Below are 15,686 nucleotides of genomic sequence, written 5' to 3' on the forward strand. Positions count from 1 at the left end.
ATATTTTCACATTGTAATGAGTACCTTCACTGCGTTTCCGCTTTTTAAGGCGTCGAATCCTTTTTGTGCATCCTGCAGCGAAAATTCATGCGTAATGATGTTGTCGAAACCTTCGTTATTGACCATTAGATCCAAAGCAATCTCGTAATCACGTTTTGTATAAACCCTCGTACCCGTTATCGAAATTTCTTTGAAAGTGATGGATTGCAAATCCAGCGGTGCTGGTTGTTTGTAAGTTCCGACAAGCACGATTTGCCCATTGACTTTAGTGACTTCCGGCAAGATACTCGCCACCGATGGATGCGCGGCGCAATCAAAGACTACATCGGCATGACCCCCTTTAAAGTGATCGTTCAACAAGCTAAGAAAATCTTTATCTTGTGGATGAAGGACAGCAAATCCAAGTTGTTCCGCCAGTTCACGGCGAAACGGATGAACCTCGACGATCACGAGATTTCGGACGCCCATATGACGCAATGTATAGGCGGTACATAAGCCGATCGGTCCGGCCCCAAAAACAAGGCATTGATCCCCCGGCTTAAACTTCGATTTACGAACAGCGTGCACGGCAACAGCGTAAGGTTCAATAAGCGCCCCTTGTTTGATCGACAGCGAAGCCGGCAACTGAAAAACTTCATCCGCAGGCACAGACACATACTCGGCCATCCCGCCCGCACGGTCGATGCCGACAAGGCGAAGATTTTCGCAAACGTGAGGAATTCCGTCCAAGCAAGAAGAACAAGTGCCGCATGATAAAATGGGCCGGGCGGTCACCGGCGCCCCCGCGGTCAGTTCGGGATGGCTTACAATTTCTCCGGCAAATTCATGACCGAGGACAAGAGGACCTTTCGCCCTCGGATGCCCTCCGCCGTATATGTTTAAGTCGGTTCCGCAAATCCCGCAATAGTGCACTTTCACGATCGCCCAACCGGATTCCGGTTCGGGGATGCCGCACGATTGCAGCGATATTGTCTCTGGCTGTTCGTATACGACCGCTCGCATTTTCTCAGACAATGAATTCACCCCGATCAGAAGCTACACGATTGACGGGATAACGGATCGGTTCTCCTTCGATCAATCGAGCCGCTTCTTCCGCCGCTTTTCGTTTCAAGTCGTATGCGGACTCTTCGGCATACCAAGCCGAGTGCGGCGTAAGAATGACGTTGTCATACGCGAATAACGGATGATCGGCCTCGGGAGGCTCGTTTTCAAGAACGTCCAAACCGGCACCCGCGAGCTTGCCGCTCCGAATCGCTTCTATGAGCGCCGTTTCTTCAATGATCGGTCCTCTCGCTGTATTGACGATGATCGAACCGTCTTTCATTTGTTTAAACGTTTCCCGTCGAAACATGTGCTTCGTTTCCTCGGTAAGCGGCACGTGAATCGTAATCATGTCCGCTTCCTTCAATAAGGTCGCAAAATCGACTTGACGGACGTAAGGATCGTCGGAATAGTCCTTATGATCGACTCCAATTACGTTCCAGCCCATGACCGAAGCTTTTTTGGCAACGTTATATCCGATCCGCCCCAACCCGATGACACCGAGCGTTAATTCGCTCGTGCGCCGGATCGGCCGGGAAACTTGAAAATCCCAGTTCCCTTTTTTAACGTCTTCGGAAAGCAAACTCACTTTCCGAATCAAGTTAAACAGTAAAGCGAGGGCGTGATCAGAAACCTCTTGTACGCCATAATCAGGCACATTGCAAATTTGCACGGCAAACTCCGTTGCCGCCTCAACATCCACATTGTCCACGCCCACACCGTAGCGAACGACAAACTTTAATTCTTTCAATTCAGCAAGGACTTTTCGAGTGATCGGCGCATACTGATTGATCAACCCTTGAGCGTCTTTACACTTTCGAATGACATCTTCTTCTGTCAAGCACTGTTCCAACTCAACTTCGATGTTTTGGCGGCGCAAAACATCCTTTTCAATATCGACGGAAGGATGGTCACAATCAGTGATTTTTATGAGTCGTTTTGGCATAAATGGCACTCCTAACCGATATGAGAATTAGCTTAAAACGTTTCCTCCGTCGACATTCACTGTTTGTCCGGTCATGTAATCCGAATCCGGCCCTGCCAAGAAAGCAACCACTTTGGCAACGTCTTCCGGCTGCTCCATCCTTCCTAACGGAATCGCTTCGACGGCGCGTCGCTTCGGTTCCCCTAATGGAAGATTTTGCAATTCTGCAAATTTTTTATCGACTTTTTCCCAGAAAGGCGTATCCACGACTCCTGGAGCCACTGCATTGACGTTTACTTGATCTTTCGCAAGCGCCAGTGCCGCCGACTGCGTGATGCTGATGACGGCAGCTTTGCTCATGCAGTATGATAAGGCAAATTCCTCTCCGCGGCGGCCGGCTTGCGAAGCGAGGTTGACGATTTTCCCGCTTTTTTGCTTAGCCATATACTCAGCCGCTGCTTGCAACGTGAAAAACAAACCTTTTACGTTCACTTCATACTGGATATCCAATTCTTTCTCATCAATGTCAAAAATGCGGTTAAACATGCCGACGCCGGCATTGTTTACGAGAATATCGAGACCACCGAGCTTGTCCGGTACTTGGCTGACCACATTGCGCACCGCTTCGCGATCGCGCACGTCTACTTGCAGTGCCAAACTTCTGCGTCCCATCTTTTCGACTTCCGCCGCTACGCTTTTCGCATTATCTTCAACGAGATCAGCAATCGCAACGTCCGCGCCCTCTTCTGCCAATTTTAACGTGATGGCTCTACCAATCCCTTGACCTGCTCCTGTAACGAGTGCGACTTTTCCATCTAATTTTCCCATCGTTTTTCCTCCCCTGAAATCTGTTCATTAAACGAGTGTTGCGCCCGTATCAACCTTGTATTTCTTGACTGTGTCCTCATTCAGTGTAACCCCGAGACCCGGACGGTTCGGCACGTTGACCCTGCCTTCAGCATCGATCTTAATTTCCTCGTTGAACAACTCGCTGCGCAACGGATTCGGATTTTGATCGAATTCCAACAATCCGCCATTTGGAATCGAAGCGATAAAATGCAAGTTAGCAACGAGGCTGACGGCTGAAGAAAAGACATGCGGAATGACCGGGAGACCGTAAGCATGCGCGAAGGCAGCAATTTTTTTACATTCGGTTACGCCGCCGGACCAAATCACATCCGGTTGAACGATGTCCACAGCACGTCTTGTAATTAATTCTCTAAATCCGTAAAGACCCACTTCCGTTTCATATCCGGAAACCGGCATGTCCAACTGATGAGCGACGAGCGCACTTCCCTCAATATCCTCGGTGTCAACCGGTTCTTCGAACCATTCAATGTTATAAGGCTCAAACGCCCGGGCCATTTTTATGGCGAGTGAAGGTGTCCATGCGTTGTTTGCATCAATCGCCAACTTCGTTTTCGGACCGATTGCTTCTCTCACTTTTGCTACTCTTTCAATATCCTCTTCTAAAGAAACCGTTGCGAAATCGGTGTGATCCATATTGTGAAGCGGATTCAGCATCGGCTCGAGATTGCGGCCAATCTTCATTTTGACACCTTTAAAACCTGCTTCAACATAGCCGGCCATCTCATTCGCGAGGTCATCCGGACTTTTTCCTTCCGCATAAAAACCAGCGCTTGCATACGCCTCCACTTTTTCACGATAACCGCCAAGCAAGCGATACAGCGGGGTGTTCGTTGCTTTGCCGATAATATCCCAGAGCGCGATATCGATACCGCTGACAGCCGTAAATAAAATGCCTTTTCTTCCATGTTGATGGGAAGGAATCGTCATTTTCCGGAACAAACGCTCGACTTGGAAAGGGTCTTCTCCGATCAAGCGCGGTTTCAATTCATGCAGGATTACGGCTTCCGTCGACTCCATCGGCCCTCCGTAAGAAGCAGCCTCACCGATCCCTGTCAATCCTTCATCAGTATGCACTTGCACGAGCAGCAAATTTCGCTGCCCCATGTAATGGATCGCGTCCGCCATCGGTCGATCCGGTGTGTAAGATAACTTCACTGTTGTTATGTCTGTGATTTTCATCCCTTGCCTCCCCAGGTTATTGATTCGAACGCATTGACGGAACATAACCTAACCGCTTTGAAATGTTTTCCGCTGTATCTTTCAGCCGCGGAATGATCGTTTCCCGTCTTTCATTGATTCTTTGCGTCGGTCCGGCGATGCTGGTCGCAGCAATCACTTGACCGGTGTACGTAAAAATCGGCACCGCAATACACGACAACCCGCTTTCCGCTTCCTCTTGGTCAAGCGCATACCCGCGCTCACGAATGTTGCTTAATTCTTGTAAAAATTGCTGCCGGTCCGTGATCGTATTTTCTGTATAACGCGGCATCCCTTTGACGCTTAAGATTTTGTCAACTTCAGCAAGTTCAAAATGAGACACGATCGCTTTGCCGAGTCCGGTTGAATGGATCGGTTTTCGCGTTCCCAATTGCGCGTTCGTAATCACCGATTGCCACCCTTCCACTTTGTAAACGTATACAATTTCGCCGTTATCATAAACCGCGATAAAACAAGTTTCTCCGAGTTCCTTCGACACTTGACGTACGTAGTCGGAAGCGATGTCGATCCAGTTCTTTAATCCGCTCATGCCGACTTCAATCGCCTTGACACCAATTTCATATTTTTCAGTCATTTGTACTTGTTCGACGAAGCCTCTCGCCTTCAATGTTTCCAAAAGGCGATGGGTTGTGCTTTTGGGAAGGCCAAGCGCTGTGCTGATTTCTCCAACACCTGTTTCCCGGCGCTTCTCAGCCATAAATTCCAAAATCGCCAACACCCGTTCAACGGAAGAATTGGAATCTACCTTCACTTGCGACAATGGAACACCACCTCACTTTTTTTAAATAACACTCTATAATCGGAACGATGTTCCGTTTTTTTCTGATTTAAGATTAAGCGTTTTCACATCGTTTGTCAACATAATTTTTTAAAAACTTTCTCGATTCTCCGTTTTCAAATCGTCCCACAATGAAAAAAAGCTTTTCCCCCCGCTTAAAAACTGCGGAACGGAAGAGCTTTTGTTAGCAAAACATCGCTATTTAAATCAGTAATGCCGCCATGCCTGTTGATAGAGCCGGATCAAATTCGGATGGCTGAGCGTGTTCGGCTGAAACACATAACGTTCGCCATCATCCACAATGTCAGCATCCTCGTCTTTGCCGAACTTCGTCAGCGAGGGGATCATTGAACTTTTTAAAAATCTCGTCTTGACAGGAATTTGCCAAGCCTTGACTTGAAACGGATGCCGCGCGGCAAACACAAAGCCCCAATTGCCGAAACTCGGCACGTCGACGTGTAAGTTTTGCGTATACAAATCGGCACTCTCGACCGTTTTGTTGATCGTCCAATACACTTTCGTCGCAAAAACCGGACTCGTCGCCTGCACCATCATCGCACCTGTCGGCGCTAAATGATTTCTTACGAGTTCATAGAATTCCCGCGAATACAACTTATTGAGTGAAATCGAATTCGGGTCGGGCAAATCGATCAAGATGACGTCGTAGAGTCCCCGGTTCGTTTTCAAATATTGAAACGCATCCTCGTGAATGACGGACACCCGCGGATCATGCAGCGAATCATGATTAAGCGCCGTTAGCATCGGATCCGTCTTCGCCAAATGAGTCATCGCCGGATCGAGATCGACAAGCGTCAATTGATGCACGCTTTTGTATTTCAAGACTTCCCTTGCCGCGAGTCCGTCGCCGCCGCCGAGAATGAGGACGTCATGCGGCTCGTCCGCGAGCGCCATCGCAGGATGAACGAGCACCTCGTGATAACGGAATTCATCGACCGAGGAAAATTGCAAGTTTCCGTTTAAATAAAGCCGTAAGTCGCCTTGCTCTTTCGTCATCACGATATGTTGGTATTGGGAATCCTCGGAAAAGATAATCGGATCACGGTAAAGTTTTTGCTCAAAAGAAAATGCCGCCTCATCACCGAGGAACGCACCGGTCGTCAATAAAAGCAAGACAAGGACACCGATGGTTCCATAGGTCCGCGGACGTTTGATTTCGTCACGGAACGTGATAACGGTCCAAAGCGCAACCGCAGCATTCGCGACGGCCACGAGAAACGCCGTTTTCACGAGACCGAAAGCCGGACGCAGCCATAAAATAAAAAGGATGCCCCCGATCAACCCGCCGGCATAATCCGAAAACAATACGCGCGCAGTACTTTTGTTAACGGCCACTCCGATTTCGTTGGCCTTCCGAATCAAAATCGGCAACTCGAGGCCGGTGAGAACACCGACAAGCAAGATGACGACATACAAATAAAGGGCGTCCGTACCCGCAGGCAAATACGCGCTGGCGCCAAACATGAAAAGGGCGGAAAAGCCGCCGATCAAGGCAACGGCAAACTCCACCCAAATGAAGACGTTCATTAATCGACTCAGCACTTTCTCGCTTAAGAAAGCGCCGATTCCCATTCCGGTCAGGAAAAGCGAAATCGTGATGGTATACTGTTTCACGCCGTCCCCAAGCACGTAAGAACCAAGTGCTCCGAACAAAACTTCAAAGATGATGCCGCAAATCGAAACGATGCCGGACGCCCAATAAATTCGTTTCACTTTTTTCAAATCGTTGCGTTCCATAGTTTTCACCCGGTTGTTATGTAATGGATGCACCGATGACGAGACCGAGTCCAATAGAGATCGACATCGAGATGATTCCGACGGCAACATTGCCTTCTTTCAACTTCGTTTGCACGGAAAAAGTGCGCGTCAACCATTCGAACAAGAAATAAACAATGATTTGCAACACAACACCGAAAGCTCCCCAGATCATCGTCGAAGGGATCGAAGCATTTTCGAGAATCGAAAACATTAAAATGACGGAAATTCCAATAATTTTCCCTCCGACCGAAAGCGCTACGGCTGCATTACCTTCCTCGATTTCTTTCCAATCTTTGTATTGCGTCGTAATCCACTCAAACACGATGATGCCGACGAGAACAATGACGCCCGCGGCAACGAAATAAGCGAGTGTCGCCAAAAAAGGTCCCATAATCTTCAACCCTTTCACATAGTGATGAATTTATTATTTGCCTGCATTCGGTCCGCCGCCCCTGAAAAAGCCGGACATGGATCCACGAAAAGAAGGAACCGTCTGCGGTCCTTTGTAATGCCCTCCAGAATGAACATAGCCGCCGTAACATGGATTGAAAGCGTGGCGGCACCGCGACGATTGCCTTTTGCCCCAATCATCGACGTCGAACAATTCGTCCAACAGATAAAGAGCCAACAATCCTTCAAAGAAACTCGGGCGGTAATTGTCGCGCACAAACGTGTAAGACGCCACCTCGATTTCCGTATTGTCCGGATTTGCCTTGCTCTTCATCAAAGTGACGAAATAATCGTCGTACACTAACACTTGCTTCCCGTCTTGTTTGTCGCTGATCCGGTTCGGCTTCTTTTTCTTCGTCAATTGCTGGACGACGTCGTCGATGCTTTGATTCTTCGCCACATAGATCCGTGCGACATCGTTCGCATCAATGCTGCTTTGCACGGTGTCTTTCAATGGATACGTCGCCGAAACGATATCTTTCACCGTTTGGCCGCATCCGGCCAAAACGAGAACGAGCAACATGCACACGCTCACCGTTTTCCCTTTCATCGAACCCCTCCTCGCAAACAGAAAAAGGGGGAAAGAACGGTTATTCTTTCCCGAGCTTTTTCTTTAATGCCGCCAATTCGTCGTCGACGCTGTCCTTTCCGTCGAGTTTTTCAAACTCGTCGTCCAGACTCCGGTTCGCCGAACGCAAATCTTCGCTCGTTTCCGCTTCCGCTTCATACCGCATCACTTTCTCTTCCATTCGTTCGAAGCCGGCCCGCGACGCATCCGACCCGATCCCGGACATCGTCCGGTTGATCTTTGTCTGCGCCTTCGCCGACTCCGCCCGCGCTTTCAACGAATCCTGCTTCAATTTCATCTCTTCATACTCGTCTTTCATCTCTTGCAGCTTGCTTCGCAGCGCCGCCGAATCCTGCTTCGCCCGCTCCCACGCGTCACGAAGCGAATCCGCATGCGAATCATGATGCTTTTTATCTTCGAGCGCGCGTCTCGCCAAATCGTCGTCCCCGGCTTCAATCGCCTTCTCCGCTTGAAGCTGGCGCTTTTCAACGAGCTTCTGAGCATCTTCATATTTCTTTTTCAACATTTTTTCATTGGCGATCTGTTTCGCTACCGCCGTTTCCGCTTCATGAATGTCTTCTTCCATGTCGCGCATGAATTGGTCAAGCATTTTCACCGGATCTTCCGCTTTATCGAGAAGCGCATTCAATTCCGAACTGACTACGGTTTGCACCCGCTTGAATAATTTAAACATGTACTTTTTCCTCCCTGCCGCCAATTAGCTTCCGGCAATGATTTTGATTTCAAAGTCTTCGATCGGCTTGCCGCGGCTCACTTCCACTTCGCCGCCCCAAATTTCAACCGACAACAATCGTTCCTCGTCCTCGTCCGAGTAATCGAAGTAGCGGACTTCTTCCCCGCTTACATTCTTCCCGCGTCCTTCACCGCGAACCCTTGCCGTCCCGTATTCCGACCGTTGATAACTAACCCCGTCGATGACAAGGCAATCCGGAATCGGCTCGCTGATCTTATGTTTGATGCGTTCGTACACGGCGAGTTCCAGTTCGTCGTCCATTTCGACACTGAGCCAACGTGAACCGCGGTCGCCTTGAAGCTGGTATTCCAGCCATTCGTAACCGCCGTCATGATAAGTCAGTTTTCCGACAACTTGATAGTCCGCCAAATCGTATTCGACGATGTCACCGACTTGAATGTGGAACAGGTCACGCTTGATCGGCCCCTGCCTCTCCTCCTTTTTCCCGAACATCTTTGAAAAAAGGCCCATATCCCCACCTCTATTCGACTCTTGCTGTTACACTTACCATTTACGATTGAACGGCAAGAGAGTTTCATTTTTTTTAAAACCTTTTTTTGTCCAACACAGATTTCATTCATTATAACATAGTCGGCGGTTTGCTTTTGCAACGTGAGGCACAATAAATTATAGTAAAATGAGAAAAGTCTTTCATCGAGGTGATCGTTATGAACGAACGGCTTACGCCCCTCTGTCAATGGCTGCGAGAAAACGAGTGCGATTTTGCTTTCATCCATTCCACAGCAAATGTCTTTTATTTGTCCGGCTTTCATTGCACGCCTCACGAACGTTTATTGGGGCTGCTCGTATTTCCAACAGACGAATCGGTACTCATCTGTCCGCGAATGGAGGTTAACCGCGCGAAAAATTCGGGAGGCACGGATGAAATCATCGGTTATTCCGATACGGACGATCCGTGGACGCTGATCGGAGAAACGTTCACGAAGCGCGCGATAAAAAATGCCCGAACAGCAGCAATTGAAAAACAAAAGCTCCCGTTTTCCTACGGAGAAGCGCTGAAAAAGCAGTTTCCGCACTTGACTTTCCTCGATGCGGACGAAAAGCTGGGCGAGCTGCGGATGACGAAAGATGCGAACGAACTGCGCATGTTGCGGGAAGCGGCGCGTTACGCGGACCTCGCCGTTGAAATCGGGGTGGAGGCAATCGAAGAAGGAAGAACAGAAATGGAAGTGCTCGCGACGATTGAATACGAGATGAAGAAAAAAGGCATCCGCGAGATGGCGTTTTCGACGATGGTGCTCGCCGGGGAAAACGCGGCGCATCCGCACGGAACCCCGGGAAAGCGAGAGATTCGCAAAGGCGATTTCGTCTTGTTCGATCTAGGCGTCGTACTCGACGGCTACTGTTCCGACATCACAAGAACCGTGGCGTACGGCCATGTAAATGACAAGCAACGGGAAGTATACGAGACGGTTTTGCAGGCGCAAGAAACGGCGTTGGCGTTAAGCCGGCCGGGATTGCGAATCGGCGACCTGGACGCTGCTGCGAGAAAGGTTATCGACGATGCCGGTTACGGCGAATACTTCCCGCATCGACTCGGGCACGGGCTCGGAATTGAAGCCCATGAAGCACCTTCAATGGGCGGTAATAATGACGAGACTTTAAAGCCGGGGATGGTCTATACCGTGGAACCGGGCATTTACATCGTGGACGATGCGATCGGTGTGCGCATCGAAGATGATGTGTATTTAAGCGAAAACGGGCCGGAGTGCTTGACTCGCTTCCCGAAAACGCTGCAAGTCATTAAATAAGAAACAGCGCGGAAAAATTGTTTTTCCGCGCTCTTTTCACATAATCCGCCGTTAAGGAAAATGGAAATGTAGATAGGAGCCATTTTCTTAATAACAATGGCCGTCTTTCGAGGAAACGGAGGATCAAGAGGAACTTACGAGGAGGGTGAACCAATAGAGGTTTCCATCGAAGGCGGATTACCGAAGTTGTAAATTCATTGTACGACAAAATCCCCCCTCCGTAAGGCCCATTTTTTTATAGGCCTGCTACAAAATCCCTAATTTTTTCATGTTTTCTGCGGCTTTTTTCACTCTACTTTCGCCCGTTTTCCGCAAAATGTGATTGATGTGGTTTTTCACCGTTTTTTCGGAAACGACCATCTTCTCAGCAACTTCTTTCCGTTTACAGCCTTTGCTGATCCATTTCATGACTTCGAGTTCCGTCCCCGTGAACCTTTTTTTCATTCGTTCAACCTCCATCTGGTGTTCATACGTTTTCAGTCTGCGAAATTCTTCCCTGACTTTCGCAGCCACGTTTCCGCGCAAAGCTGATTGATTGTGATAGGCGGCGCGTATCGCATCCGGGATCTCGTGAACGCGATCTTTCACGATGTAATCGACCGCTCCAATTCGCAAAGCTTCAAACAACAGTTCATCTTCATCCGACCCCGTCAGCATCACGACCTTTGCTGAGCAACAGCGGATGATTTCCCTCGCCGCTCTCAATCCTTGCGGCTCACCGTGCACGTAAATATCAAGAATCGCAACGTCGGGTTTGGATTTTCGAGCTTCGGCAACCCCCTCCGAAAAATTGCCCGTTGCTGCCACGACCTCCATATCATTCTGCTTTCCGATGAATAGTTCCAGTCCTTCAATCCAGTCGGGATCATCCTCCATCAACAGCACGCGAATCGTTTTCATTGCCATCCCCTCTTAAAGTCAATTGCCCGGCTTCAAGCCTCTAGTGCGAGTTGTACATGGCTTCATTTGCATCCATCCATCTCGTCACCGGCTTCTATCGGCTTCTCGGTTGGCGAAGCCAGACGCTTTTGCATGTACGGGAACAAATTCTTAGACTTCGCATATTTCGTTCCAGGAAGCCAAATCTTCATTACCGTCCCTTTCTGCAACCGACTTTCCGCCGTTATTGTACCGCCGTGTTTGCGAACCACTTCACGGCAATAGGCAAGCCCAAGTCCTTCATTTTCGCCTTGCTTCACTTTCGTCGTGAAATAAGGTTCAAAGATGTGCGGCAAGTAGTGTTCGGCTATCCCTGTCCCGGTATCCTTGATCATCAAGGTCACTCCGGATTTCGACGGTTTGCTTTGGATGACCAGTTTTCCTCCGTCCGGCATGGATTCGACCGCATTTATAATTAGATTCGAGATCACTTCCTGCATATGTTTCAAATCATAACTTAACTGAACATGTTCCACCTTAACGGATACGTCAATGTTCTCCAACACCGGCTCGAATGTGAACAGCAGATGATCGATCATCGTCGACAAATCCGACTGCGTTTGTTTAATTTGAATTTTCATAATTTTTGCCTTAAAATGATCGAGCAGTTCGCTCATCCGTCTTCCGGCCTCTTCAATTCGAACAATGTCCGAGCGAATTTGCTGATTCACCTTGCCGGAGTCGTACATTTTAAGTTTTTCACAAAATAAGCGAATTTTCCCGATGTCATGTTTCAATGCATGATTGACCATCAAAAACTTTCCCGTACTTGCGTCTTTATCATGGTGCATGATTATGCGCACCCCGATAATGCCCCGTCTCAGCCATACCACAATAAAAAGCAGCAACGCAGGCACCACCACGGCTCGGTCGTATTTAAACCATTCAAAATCCCCGAACAGCGGCATGACGTAATGAAACAACAAAATCATCACAACGGGCGGAACAAACACAACAATCGTATAGATGCGATTCTTGCGTATAATGTCATTCGGTTCGCGAAAAACGGCAACGAGCAGCACCAAACACCCTGCAAGCAAATAAAGGCCGTTCCATGTATATTCGATACGATGAATGACGAGAGGAACTTCCAACAGCAATGACTTGACGAACATAACGAAACTCAAGATCACTACGACGAAGGTCGTTTTGGCAATGAACGTTTTCCGAAAAAGAGAGGAATAATGCAGCGAGAACAACAAGAATGAGCAAGCAAATCCGTAAAAACTCAATAAACCGAGCGGTCTTTTCAACACAAACAAGAGGGAAGCTGGATAAAATTGATCCGGATGCAACGCAGCCGCAAGCATACCGATTCCAGCAAACAAGAATATGGCGCTGGCCGAATAAATGGCGGGGGTTCTCGCCCCGTATGCCAGCAGTCCCCAGGCCACAAGCACCATTGCTGAAAAAAGAAAGAACATTCATCACACTCCTTCCTGACAATGATGAAGACTGCAGTCTTTGCTTTTTATATCGGCAATGGAACTGGGATTTTTACCACTTCCCTGAAAATTTTCCTTCTTCTTGATGATTTCTGGTGCAAATTGGCCGCAAAAATGGCGTGCATTGGAAAAATTCCTCCGCACACCTCAGTATGACATCCTTATAAATTTCTTATGACAACAGTTCCCCTGCGTTTTTATAGTCGAGCCCGTGAGCTTCGGCTACTGCTTGATACGTGACATAGCCGTCCAGGGTGTTCAGCCCTTTCATAATCGCTTGATCTGATCGACATGCCGCTGCGTACCCTTGCGTTGCAATTTTATTCGCATAAGGAACGGTTACGTTCGTTAAACCGATCGTCGATGTTCTCGGAACCGCGCCTGGCATATTCGCTACCGCATAATGCAAGACGCCGTGTTTTACATAAGTCGGATCATCATGTGTCGTAATTCGGTCTGTCGTTTCAAAAATTCCGCCTTGATCAATGGCGACATCGACGATCACCGACCCCTCGTTCATCGATTGAATCATTGTTTCCGTCACAAGCCGAGGCGCCTTTGCCCCGGGAATGAGCACCGCACCGATCACGAGGTCCGATTCAGCGACAGACTCGGCGATGTTCAACGGATTCGACATTAACGTATTAATGGCGTTCCCAAACATATCATCCAATTGCCGCAACCGTTCAGGGTTGAGATCGAGAATCGTCACATGGGCACCAAGACCCATCGCGATTTTTGCCGCGTTCGTTCCAACGATTCCGCCCCCGATGATCGTCACTTTCCCTCGATTCACGCCAGGAATGCCGCTCAGCAAAATGCCCTTCCCGCCTTTCGGCTTTTCAAGAAATTGAGCGCCGATTTGAGCAGCCATTCGTCCAGCGACTTCACTCATCGGTGTCAACAAGGGAAGTGATCGATTTTCCAATTGTACCGTTTCATAGGCAATACCGACCACTTTATTGTCGATCAACGCTTTTGTAAGCTCCGGTGCAGCCGCTAAATGCAAATATGTAAACAAGATCAAGCCTTCGCGAAAAAATGGATATTCTTCGGGGAGCGGCTCTTTCACTTTCATGACCATCTGCTGCGCCCATGCTTTTTCGGCGGACGGCACGATCGTCGCCCCTGCTTTTTCATACTGCTCGTCCGTGAAACTCGAACCGAGTCCGGCTCCGGTTTCGATGAACAGTTCATGTCCCGCTTCGACAAGGTGATGTGCGCCTGACGGCGCAAGCGCCACGCGGTTTTCATTATTTTTTATCTCTTTAGGTACCCCGATACGCATTTTTATTCGTCCTCCTTAACATCATCACACATGAACTAGCGTTCATGCCGTTCCAACTTAAGATCGGCATTCGTACGACCAACCCAACGCCTAGGCACAGATGATCATGTTTCCGGTCGGTCTAACACAGCCCTTTCACAGAAGCGTCGTTGAGTCCTCCTTAACATCATCACACATGAACGAGCGTTCATGCCGTCCCAAATTTAAGATCGCATTCGTATCTTCCATGTTCATGCAAATTCAGTCCCGGCTGAAAACCCAGCTTGAGTCACGCTTAATGGCTTAAGTAGGTCATACAACAACCAGTAATAGCATAACACGGTTTCCCGAAAAATTGTATTTTTTCCTTGCCCCGCGCAAAAAAACCGCGGCCTCCCGCGGCTTACTTCTCATTTTTTGCTTTCCAAGCCCACGTATACAGCTTTTCTTCGGAATTGATCCAGCGTACGTCAAGGCAATCGATTTGTTCGTGACCGTCCTTTTTCAATTTCGCGACCATGTCTTTCACCTCAGCGCCGGGTGAGATGTTTAAATAAGTGAACATTTTGCTCACGAGCCGCCTGCCTTGGTCTCCTTTCACGATTTTGTTTCCGTGTTCGTATTCATACTCGTCGGGATTCGAATATTCCCATTGATACTCCACTCCGTTTTCAACGATCGTCACTTTAAGGAAAAGACTGTCGGAAAGCGGCTCCGCCTGCGCGTGAGCATGATGATGAGCAAACGGAAGAAACAAGGACAATAGGCAACCGATCACCACAAGCTTTTTCATTGCCATCACCTCTAGGAATAGCTTGCTTTATCGGCCGGATCCTTATTCGTTTGTTTCGTTGCGGCGGAATTGATGAACGACATCGACCCCGCCCGTGACTTCCAAAATCGCTCCGGTAATCAGGTCTGAATGGTCTTCACATAAAAACGCGATCGCTCTTGCGATATCTTCTCCGGTTCCTGACCTTCCGACAGGCGTATCCGCGTCAGTTTTCGTGCGCGATTCGGCAATCGTCGCCTCCTTCATTTCACCACGAATGTTGCCGGGACAAATCATGTTCACGGTAATCCCATTTTCCGCTTCTTCGAGCGCAACGGTTTTTGTAAAACTGACCAGCCCGACTTTCGCCGCCGCAAAGGCCGAACGGTACTTCCACCCGGGAGCCGCTCCCGCGCTCTGGAAACCGTAAGTAATAATGCGCCCGAACTGTTGTTTCCGCATATGAGGAATGGCGTGTTTCGTCAAATAAAACGCCGCGCTTAAATTTCCGTCGATCATCGTGTTCCATTCATCGTCGCTGTAATCGGCTAATTTTTTTCTTTCGAATATGTATGGCCCGGCATTATGGATGAGCAAATCGATCCTTCCGAACGCGGCAACCGTTTCTTGAACCAACTTGAGGCAATCGCTTTTCGAAGTGACATCTCCTTGAATGAGTTGAATCCGTGATTGCAGACGGGCAGGGAGGTCGTTCTTGAGGCGCTCGGCGGCGTTTCGGTCGCTCCTATAGTTCACGGTTACCGAGTAGCCATCGTGAAGCAAACGTTCCGTTACTTTTCTTCCGAGTCCTTTCGTACCGGCAGTAACGAGTGCATGACGCATCGGATTCCCCCGCTTTCTTATGAATTGATCTTATTGTATCAAAAATAAACGCCACAGTTAAAAACTGTGACGCCGATCACCATTATTGCGAGCGGTCTTTCTTCCGTTCGCCATCAACCTCCCCTTGATTTCCGTCAAGCAAACGATCGACCGCTCCACTTTGGTATGCTTCCGTTACTTGTCTATGAACAACTTCCTCGCCGTCTTTCTCTTCTTCCAAGTCAGTACCTTGATCATTTTCAATCGCCATGCAACGGACGCCTCCTTA

General features: G+C 48.7%; 17 protein-coding genes. 1 reads left to right on the top strand and 16 read right to left on the bottom strand.

Annotated elements, in window-relative coordinates; translation table 11 throughout:
• Positions 1-6: 6 nt before the first annotated feature.
• From VFK44_00225 to VFK44_00270, 10 genes are all read right to left on the bottom strand, one after another.
• Positions 7-1,014 (bottom strand): alcohol dehydrogenase catalytic domain-containing protein, encoded by a 1,008-nt coding sequence (locus tag VFK44_00225; protein ID HET7626796.1) that lies wholly within the window; start codon positions 1,012-1,014, stop codon positions 7-9.
• A complete protein-coding gene (locus VFK44_00230; protein HET7626797.1) occupies positions 1,007-1,987 on the bottom strand; it encodes a C-terminal binding protein in 981 nt (326 codons plus the stop codon). The genes VFK44_00225 and VFK44_00230 overlap by 8 nt, the downstream gene beginning before the upstream one ends.
• A gap of 27 nt (positions 1,988-2,014) precedes the next feature.
• Entirely contained in the window at positions 2,015-2,794 is a 780-nt protein-coding gene (locus tag VFK44_00235) for a glucose 1-dehydrogenase (GenBank protein HET7626798.1), read from the bottom strand.
• A 27-nt stretch (positions 2,795-2,821) separates the two neighbouring features.
• The gene (locus VFK44_00240) at positions 2,822-4,015 is read right to left on the bottom strand and encodes a mandelate racemase/muconate lactonizing enzyme family protein (protein HET7626799.1); all 1,194 of its coding nucleotides are present in this window, start codon (positions 4,013-4,015) and stop codon (positions 2,822-2,824) included.
• 16 nt (positions 4,016-4,031) lie between these two features.
• On the bottom strand, positions 4,032-4,805 hold the full coding sequence (locus VFK44_00245) for an IclR family transcriptional regulator (GenBank protein ID HET7626800.1): 774 nt from the start codon (positions 4,803-4,805) through the stop codon (positions 4,032-4,034).
• A gap of 234 nt (positions 4,806-5,039) precedes the next feature.
• A complete protein-coding gene (locus VFK44_00250) occupies positions 5,040-6,587 on the bottom strand; it encodes a polyamine aminopropyltransferase (protein HET7626801.1) in 1,548 nt (515 codons plus the stop codon).
• Positions 6,588-6,603: 16 nt separating this feature from the next.
• Positions 6,604-6,999 (bottom strand): DUF350 domain-containing protein, encoded by a 396-nt coding sequence (locus tag VFK44_00255; protein HET7626802.1) that lies wholly within the window; start codon positions 6,997-6,999, stop codon positions 6,604-6,606.
• A 33-nt stretch (positions 7,000-7,032) separates the two neighbouring features.
• The gene (locus VFK44_00260) at positions 7,033-7,608 is read right to left on the bottom strand and encodes a DUF4247 domain-containing protein (GenBank protein ID HET7626803.1); all 576 of its coding nucleotides are present in this window, start codon (positions 7,606-7,608) and stop codon (positions 7,033-7,035) included.
• A 40-nt stretch (positions 7,609-7,648) separates the two neighbouring features.
• Positions 7,649-8,320 carry a PspA/IM30 family protein gene (locus tag VFK44_00265; GenBank protein ID HET7626804.1) on the bottom strand — a complete coding sequence of 224 codons (672 nt, stop codon included), beginning with the start codon at positions 8,318-8,320 and terminating at the stop codon, positions 7,649-7,651.
• Between the two features lie 24 nt (positions 8,321-8,344).
• Positions 8,345-8,851, bottom strand: a complete 507-nt coding sequence (locus VFK44_00270; GenBank protein HET7626805.1) for a DUF4178 domain-containing protein — start codon at positions 8,849-8,851, stop codon at positions 8,345-8,347.
• Between the two features lie 197 nt (positions 8,852-9,048).
• Between VFK44_00270 and VFK44_00275 the strand changes: the two genes are divergently transcribed.
• Positions 9,049-10,152, top strand: a complete 1,104-nt coding sequence (locus tag VFK44_00275; GenBank protein HET7626806.1) for a Xaa-Pro peptidase family protein — start codon at positions 9,049-9,051, stop codon at positions 10,150-10,152.
• A 246-nt stretch (positions 10,153-10,398) separates the two neighbouring features.
• Here VFK44_00275 and VFK44_00280 read toward each other — a convergent pair whose 3' ends face one another.
• The 6 genes from VFK44_00280 to VFK44_00305 form a co-directional block, all read right to left on the bottom strand.
• Positions 10,399-11,052 carry a response regulator transcription factor gene (locus VFK44_00280; GenBank protein ID HET7626807.1) on the bottom strand — a complete coding sequence of 218 codons (654 nt, stop codon included), beginning with the start codon at positions 11,050-11,052 and terminating at the stop codon, positions 10,399-10,401.
• 62 nt (positions 11,053-11,114) lie between these two features.
• Positions 11,115-12,515, bottom strand: a complete 1,401-nt coding sequence (locus tag VFK44_00285) for a HAMP domain-containing sensor histidine kinase (protein HET7626808.1) — start codon at positions 12,513-12,515, stop codon at positions 11,115-11,117.
• A 193-nt stretch (positions 12,516-12,708) separates the two neighbouring features.
• Positions 12,709-13,824, bottom strand: coding sequence for an alanine dehydrogenase (gene ald, locus VFK44_00290; GenBank protein ID HET7626809.1), 1,116 nt, complete (start codon positions 13,822-13,824; stop codon positions 12,709-12,711).
• A gap of 382 nt (positions 13,825-14,206) precedes the next feature.
• Positions 14,207-14,596 (bottom strand): hypothetical protein, encoded by a 390-nt coding sequence (locus tag VFK44_00295; protein ID HET7626810.1) that lies wholly within the window; start codon positions 14,594-14,596, stop codon positions 14,207-14,209.
• 42 nt (positions 14,597-14,638) lie between these two features.
• Positions 14,639-15,418 carry an SDR family oxidoreductase gene (locus tag VFK44_00300; GenBank protein HET7626811.1) on the bottom strand — a complete coding sequence of 260 codons (780 nt, stop codon included), beginning with the start codon at positions 15,416-15,418 and terminating at the stop codon, positions 14,639-14,641.
• An 82-nt stretch (positions 15,419-15,500) separates the two neighbouring features.
• Positions 15,501-15,668 carry a hypothetical protein gene (locus tag VFK44_00305; GenBank protein HET7626812.1) on the bottom strand — a complete coding sequence of 56 codons (168 nt, stop codon included), beginning with the start codon at positions 15,666-15,668 and terminating at the stop codon, positions 15,501-15,503.
• Positions 15,669-15,686: the final 18 nt, after the last annotated feature.

This window comes from Bacillales bacterium (assembly GCA_035700025.1).
Classification (GTDB): domain Bacteria; phylum Bacillota; class Bacilli; order Bacillales; family DASSOY01; genus DASSOY01.

Coding starts and splice junctions, on each gene's coding strand:
- VFK44_00235 (HET7626798.1), bottom strand. CDS start 2,794: ATGGGAAAATTAGATGGAAAAGTCGCACTCGTTACAGGAGCAGGTCAA.
- VFK44_00305 (HET7626812.1), bottom strand. CDS start 15,668: ATGGCGATTGAAAATGATCAAGGTACTGACTTGGAAGAAGAGAAAGAC.
- VFK44_00250 (HET7626801.1), bottom strand. CDS start 6,587: ATGGAACGCAACGATTTGAAAAAAGTGAAACGAATTTATTGGGCGTCC.
- ald (HET7626809.1), bottom strand. CDS start 13,824: ATGCGTATCGGGGTACCTAAAGAGATAAAAAATAATGAAAACCGCGTG.
- VFK44_00280 (HET7626807.1), bottom strand. CDS start 11,052: ATGAAAACGATTCGCGTGCTGTTGATGGAGGATGATCCCGACTGGATT.
- VFK44_00270 (HET7626805.1), bottom strand. CDS start 8,851: ATGGGCCTTTTTTCAAAGATGTTCGGGAAAAAGGAGGAGAGGCAGGGG.
- VFK44_00255 (HET7626802.1), bottom strand. CDS start 6,999: ATGGGACCTTTTTTGGCGACACTCGCTTATTTCGTTGCCGCGGGCGTC.
- VFK44_00260 (HET7626803.1), bottom strand. CDS start 7,608: ATGAAAGGGAAAACGGTGAGCGTGTGCATGTTGCTCGTTCTCGTTTTG.
- VFK44_00240 (HET7626799.1), bottom strand. CDS start 4,015: ATGAAAATCACAGACATAACAACAGTGAAGTTATCTTACACACCGGAT.
- VFK44_00275 (HET7626806.1), top strand. CDS start 9,049: ATGAACGAACGGCTTACGCCCCTCTGTCAATGGCTGCGAGAAAACGAG.
- VFK44_00230 (HET7626797.1), bottom strand. CDS start 1,987: ATGCCAAAACGACTCATAAAAATCACTGATTGTGACCATCCTTCCGTC.
- VFK44_00300 (HET7626811.1), bottom strand. CDS start 15,418: ATGCGTCATGCACTCGTTACTGCCGGTACGAAAGGACTCGGAAGAAAA.
- VFK44_00295 (HET7626810.1), bottom strand. CDS start 14,596: ATGAAAAAGCTTGTGGTGATCGGTTGCCTATTGTCCTTGTTTCTTCCG.
- VFK44_00285 (HET7626808.1), bottom strand. CDS start 12,515: ATGTTCTTTCTTTTTTCAGCAATGGTGCTTGTGGCCTGGGGACTGCTG.
- VFK44_00265 (HET7626804.1), bottom strand. CDS start 8,320: ATGTTTAAATTATTCAAGCGGGTGCAAACCGTAGTCAGTTCGGAATTG.